The organism is Sphingomonas segetis, from assembly GCF_009720245.1.
Taxonomy (GTDB): Bacteria; Pseudomonadota; Alphaproteobacteria; order Sphingomonadales; family Sphingomonadaceae; genus Sphingomicrobium; species Sphingomicrobium segetis.
In genome coordinates, this window is the sequence record NZ_WJSQ01000161.1 from 1 (window position 1) to 5,471 (window position 5,471).

At 66.4% G+C, this 5,471-nt stretch carries 6 protein-coding genes; 2 read left to right on the forward strand and 4 right to left on the reverse strand.

Annotated elements, in window-relative coordinates; all coding sequences use genetic code 11:
• Window positions 1-132 precede the first annotated feature (132 nt).
• Window positions 133-333, forward strand: coding sequence for a copper chaperone (locus tag GH737_RS15850; protein ID WP_230558798.1), 201 nt, complete (start codon window positions 133-135; stop codon window positions 331-333).
• On the opposite strand, the gene GH737_RS12520 is transcribed toward GH737_RS15850, so the two are convergent.
• Window positions 330-1,481 carry an isovaleryl-CoA dehydrogenase gene (locus GH737_RS12520; protein WP_155265140.1) on the reverse strand — a complete coding sequence of 384 codons (1,152 nt, stop codon included), beginning with the start codon at window positions 1,479-1,481 and terminating at the stop codon, window positions 330-332. The genes GH737_RS15850 and GH737_RS12520 overlap by 4 nt on opposite strands.
• A gap of 103 nt (window positions 1,482-1,584) precedes the next feature.
• Between GH737_RS12520 and GH737_RS12525 the strand changes: the two genes are divergently transcribed.
• Window positions 1,585-2,778, forward strand: coding sequence for an acetyl-CoA C-acyltransferase (locus tag GH737_RS12525; RefSeq protein WP_155265141.1), 1,194 nt, complete (start codon window positions 1,585-1,587; stop codon window positions 2,776-2,778).
• Here GH737_RS12525 and GH737_RS12530 read toward each other — a convergent pair whose 3' ends face one another.
• From GH737_RS12530 to GH737_RS12540, 3 genes are all read right to left on the reverse strand, one after another.
• The gene (locus GH737_RS12530) at window positions 2,779-3,231 is read right to left on the reverse strand and encodes a RidA family protein (protein ID WP_155265142.1); all 453 of its coding nucleotides are present in this window, start codon (window positions 3,229-3,231) and stop codon (window positions 2,779-2,781) included.
• 41 nt (window positions 3,232-3,272) lie between these two features.
• Window positions 3,273-3,728: an SH3 domain-containing protein gene (locus GH737_RS12535; protein WP_196233158.1), complete on the reverse strand. Its 456-nt coding sequence runs from the start codon at window positions 3,726-3,728 to the stop codon at window positions 3,273-3,275.
• Between the two features lie 80 nt (window positions 3,729-3,808).
• Window positions 3,809-5,215, reverse strand: coding sequence for an NAD(P)H-dependent flavin oxidoreductase (locus GH737_RS12540; protein ID WP_155265144.1), 1,407 nt, complete (start codon window positions 5,213-5,215; stop codon window positions 3,809-3,811).
• Between the last annotated feature and the right edge of the window lie 256 nt (window positions 5,216-5,471).

The window sequence follows — 5,471 nt, forward strand, 5'->3', positions numbered from 1 at the left end:
CCGGGTCAAGGGCATCGGCAACGATCTCGCTCTCGACGAAGGCGTCGGGGTTTGCGGGAAGGCCGGCCAGGGCGTCCCGGCGGGGGTCGGGCAGCCGACGTTGCTTGTGGATGGGCTCACAGGCGGCTGGGCGTGCTGCACGGCGCCGACTGCGTCGGCTGCTGCTGGATGCTGATGGCGCTGCTGTTCGTCGGCGGCGTGATGAACCTGTTGTGGATCGTCGCGCTGACCGCGCTCGTCACGGTTGAGAAGCTGGCGCCGCACGGCCGGTGGATCGGCCGCTTCGCAGGCGTCGCGCTGATCGCGTGGGGAGCCGCGTTGCTGCTTCCCTAAAGCCCGATCACCTCGCGGCCGATGAGCATCCGCCGGATTTCGTTGGTGCCGGCGCCGATGTCGAGCAGCTTGGCGTCGCGGTAGTAGCGCTCGACCGGCCAGTCCTTGGTGTACCCGGCGCCGCCGAGCGCCTGCACCGCCTCGTTCGCGACCTTCACCGCGTTCTCGCTCGCCAGCAGGATCGCGCCGGCCGCATCGAAGCGCGTCGTCTTGCCCGCGTCGCACGCCCTCGCGACATTATAGACGTAAGCCCGCGACGAATTGAGCGCGACGTACATGTCCGCAACCTTGGCCTGCATCAGCTGGAAGCTCCCGATCGGCTTTCCGAACTGCTTGCGTTCGCGGACGTATGGCAGGACCGTGTCGAGGCAGGCCTGCATGATCCCGATCTGGATGCCGGCCAGCACCGTGCGCTCATAGTCGAGGCCGCTCATCAGCACCTCGACGCCCTTGTTCTCCTCGCCGAGGATGTTCTCGGGCGGGACGAAGCAATCGTCGAACACCAGCTCGTTGGTCGGCGAGCCGCGCATGCCGAGCTTGTCCATCTTCTGGCCGATCGAGAAGCCGTCCATGCCCTTTTCGATCAGGAAGGCCGTGATGCCGCGGCTGCCCTCGCCGGTGCGCGCGTAGACGACCAGGGTGTCGGCATAGCCGCCGTTGGTGATCCAGAATTTAGTGCCGTTCAGCCGATAGCCGTTGCCGCTCTTTTCCGCTTTGAGCTTCATCCCGACCACGTCGCTGCCCGCTCCCGCCTCGCTCATCGCGAGCGCGCCGACATGCTCGCCGCTGATCAGCCTGGGGAGGTAGTTGCGTTTCTGCTCGTCGTTTCCCCAGCGGCGGATCTGGTTGACGCACAGGTTCGAGTGGGCGCCGTAGCTGAGCCCGACGGAAGCCGACGCCCGCGCGACCTCCTCTTGCGCGACGACATGTTCGAGATAGCCGAGGCCGAGCCCGCCATATTCCTCCTCGACCGTGATCCCGTGAAGCCCGAGTTCGCCCATCTGCGGCCACAGCTGGCGCGGGAACTCGTCGCTCTCGTCGATCTCGGCGGCGATCGGCGCGATCCTGTCGCGGGCGAAGCGCTCGGTCGTCTCGCGGATCGTGTCCGCCATTTCGCCGAGCTGAAAATCGAGTCCGGTGTCGGACATGCCGCATCTCCTGTCCGACCCGCCGCTAGCAGAGGCCCAAGCGTTTGAACAAGCGAGCGCGGGCTCTTATGTGCGCTGCAACAATCCGACTCTGGAGCACCCAATGGCCACCATCGCATCCGATCCGACCGTCATCCTTTCCATCGCGCGGACCCCGATGGGGTCGATGCAAGGCGCGCTCGCCGATGCATCCGCGACCGATCTCGGCGCGACGGCGGTCAAGGCCGCCGTCGAGCGCGCCGGTGTGGCGGGCGAGGACATCGACCGAATCTACATGGGCTGCGTGCTTCCCGCCGGCTTGGGTCAGGCTCCGGCGCGGCAGGCCGCGATCAAGGCCGGTCTTCCCAAATCGGTGCAGGCGACCACCGTCAACAAGGTCTGCGGTTCGGGCATGCAGACGGTGATCATGGGCGACGAGGCCCTGCGCACCGGCAATGCCGACGTGATCGTCGCCGGCGGGATGGAGTCGATGACCAACGCCCCCTACCTGCTCAAGAAGCACCGGTCGGGCGCGCGCATCGGCCACGACACCGCCTACGACCATATGTTCCTCGACGGGCTCGAGGACGCCTATGAGGAAGGCCGCGCCATGGGCAGCTTCGCCCAGTGCACCGCCGACGAATATCAGCTCACTCGCGAACAGATGGACGATTATGCGATAGAGAGCCTGCGCCGCGCCAAGGACGCGATCGACAATGGCGGGTTCAAGGACGAGGTCGTGCCGGTCACCATCAAGTCGCGCAAGGGCGACACGGTCGTCGACACCGACGAAGCGCCGGGCCGCGGCCGCCCCGACAAGATCCCGCAGCTGAAGCCCGCCTTCGCCAAGGAAGGCACGATCACCGCCGCGACGTCGTCGTCCATCTCCGACGGCGCGGCCGCGGTCGTTCTGACCCGCGAGTCCGTGGCGGAGGAGAAAGGCCTTCAGCCGGTCGCACGCATCGTCGCCACCGCCGCGCACGCGCAGGAGCCGGCGCAGTTCACCGTCGCCCCCATCGGCGCGATCGAAAAGGTGCTCCAGAAGGCCGGCTGGAAGGCCAGCGAGGTCGACCTGTGGGAGGTCAACGAGGCCTTCGCCTGCGTCGCCATGTTCGCGATGAAGGACCTTGGAATCCCGCACGAGAAGATCAACGTCCACGGCGGCGCAACCGCGCTCGGCCACCCGATCGGCGCCAGCGGCACCCGCATCATCGTCACGCTGATCAACGCGCTGAAGCAGAAGGGCGGCAAGCGCGGCGTCGCGAGCCTCTGCATCGGCGGCGGCGAGGCGACGGCGGTCGCTGTGGAGTTGGTCTAGCTATTTTCCAGCGTACGCCTGGCACTCAAGCTCGAGCAGGGCTCCCAGCGCCAGACCGTTCGCGCCGAATGCGCTCCGCGCGGGCATCTTGCCGGCGGGGAAATAGGGCACATAGGCTTTGTTGAACGCCGGCCAGTCCTTCATGTCAGCGAGGAACGCCGTGCAGTGGAAGACGTCGGCGTGGCTCAGGCCGGCGCGCTTCAGGACCGCACCGATATTGTCGAGCGTCTGCTTGGTTTGCGCCTCGATGCCTTCGGGCAGCTTGCCGTCGGCGCCGATGCCGAGCTGGCCCGACAGATAGAGGACATCGCCGACGCGGACGGCATCGGAGAAGGGCAGCGGCTGCCCGTTGAGCGCGGGTCTGCCGAGATGCTCGACGGCGGGGCGGGGTTGGGCCTTTGCGCTGCCGGTCATGGCGAGGACGCCGGTTGCGATTGCCAGTGCAAGTTTCATGCGTTTCCCCCTCACCGTGCCCCCCGATTCCCCGGGATAGCTCAGTCCACCACCTCATTCCCCGCGACGCCCCACAGGTCGGACGTGCGGATATAGCCTTCCTTCGTGCCGATCTCGATCCGGCACCAGCCGTCGCCCTTGCAGTGATCGATTCGGCCGACGACGCCCTGTTCGGCCATGTAGCGGATTTTTGCGCTGCCGTCCGGATCGGCGCGGATCGGGCGCGGGTCGCCGGGCCTGACGATCGCGGAGCGGCGATCGCTGAGCAAAGTCACCAGCATCCACCCTTCCGCGCCGTCGGGGTCGCGGATCAGCCGCCACGTCTCGTACTTTTTGATCACCCGCACCGGCAGGTCGCGCCGCTGGTACAGCCAGACGTTGGGATATTTGCGGCCCGGTCCAGTGTGGGTCATCGCCTGGCCGGACGCGATCGATGCCCAGTACGGCGGCTGCTTTTCCTGCGCGAGGGTCGGCGTAGCCACCATCATCATGGTCATCCCCGCGAAAGCGGGAACCCAGCGCAACAAAAAAGAAGAACGCCGGGTCCCCGCCTTCGCGGGGATGACGAGCTTTGACATCAGGCCCCCGTGAGAATCCGATCGACCAGCTGCTTCACCGTCGGGACAAAGCCGTTCGAGTAGAATGGGTCGCTCTTGAACCGGAACGCGGAGTGCCCTGCGAACATCAAGTTCTGGTCGACGGGTCCGCCGTGGGCGATGTCCTGCAGGGTCTTCTGGATGCAGAAGCTCCGCGGGTCGGCGAGGCGGCCGGTGGAATTCTTCTCATTGTCCGCCCACGACGAGAAGGCGCACTGCGACAGGCAGCCCATGCATTCTGCCTGGTCCTTGCGGATGTGCTTCTCTTCCTCCGGCGTCACGAAGATCAGCGTGTCGTCGGGCGTCTTCATCGCATTGGTGAAGCCGCGCGCATACCATTCGCGCGCGTGGATCAGGTCGCCCTTGGTGACCCAGTAATTCTTCTTGGTGCCGATGCCGACATCGAGCTCGAAATGGTGATCGCCGATCGGCTCCTTGGTGTAGGCGATCTGGCGCTCGCTGCGCGCTTCGAGGTTGCGGAGGAACGGGTTGCGCACCGCCGAGGAATAGAAGCCGGTCGGGGAGAAGCGGTGGAGAAGGATGTCGCCTTCCTCAAGCGTCATCAGCCGCGCCTTCCATTCCGGAGGGATCGGGCTTTCCTGGGTTAGCAGCGGCCGGGTTCCGAACTGGAAGACGATCTGACCGAGCTCCGGATTGTCGATCCAGTTTTCCCACTCGTCGAGGCGCCACACGCCGCCGGCCATCACGATGGGGACGCTGTCGGCGATGCCCTGCTCGCGCATCGTCGCGCGCAACGCCGCTACACGCGGATAGGGGTCCTGCGGCTTGCGCGGGTCTTCCGCGTTGGAGAGGCCATTGTGCCCGCCGGCGAGCCACGGGTCTTCATAGACCACCGCGGCAAGCCACTCGGCCGCCTTGTGATAGGCGCGCTTCCACAAAGCGCTGAACGCGCGCGCGGAGCTGATGATCGGCAGGTAATTGACGCCGTAGGAAGCAGCGATCTCAGAGAGCTTGTAGGGCATCCCGGCGCCGCAGGTGACCCCTGTGACCAGGCCCTTGGTGCGTTCCAGGACGCCGTGCAGCACGCGCTGCGCGCCGCCCATTTCCCACAGCACGTTGATGTTGATCGCGCCCTTGCCGCTGGCGATTTCGTAGGCGCGCTGGACCTGCGCGACCGCGCCGTCGATCGCATATTTGATCAGCTCTTCGTGCCGGTCGCGGCGGGTCAGCGCTTCGTAGACCTGGGGGACGATCCGCCCTTCGGCATCGTAGCTGTCGGCGTTGACCGCGCTGACCGTGCCGATGCCTCCCGCGGCCGCCCAGGCGCCCGAACTCGCATGGTTGGTCGCGCTGACGCCTTTGCCGCCTTCGATCAGCGGCCAGACTTCGCGCCCGCCATAGAGAATGGGCTGGAGGCCCTTGAACAAAACCCGTCTCCCCGGCGCAACGAGCGCCCTTCGGCGCTCATATAAGAGCCGTTGGTCAAATATGCCCGAAAAAAGTGCGCGGGGACCCGGTTGTTCCGGGACCCCGCGCATTTGGTTTCAGCACTGCTGTTTAGTAGCAGCCGCCCGATCCGGCCGCGCCGCCGACGACGGCACCGAGCACTCCGCCGATCGCAACGCCTGCGCCGGTATTGTTGCGGCGGCCGTCGGTGCCGGCGATCACGCCGCCGAGCGCCGC

What these genes read in the sequence shown, in the direction of transcription:
- GH737_RS12535 (WP_196233158.1), bottom strand. Translation starts at nt 3,728, where the DNA reads ATGACCATGATGATGGTGGCTACGCCGACCCTCGCGCAGGAAAAGCAG.
- GH737_RS12525 (WP_155265141.1), top strand. Translation starts at nt 1,585, where the DNA reads ATGGCCACCATCGCATCCGATCCGACCGTCATCCTTTCCATCGCGCGG.
- GH737_RS12530 (WP_155265142.1), bottom strand. Translation starts at nt 3,231, where the DNA reads ATGAAACTTGCACTGGCAATCGCAACCGGCGTCCTCGCCATGACCGGC.
- GH737_RS12520 (WP_155265140.1), bottom strand. Translation starts at nt 1,481, where the DNA reads ATGTCCGACACCGGACTCGATTTTCAGCTCGGCGAAATGGCGGACACG.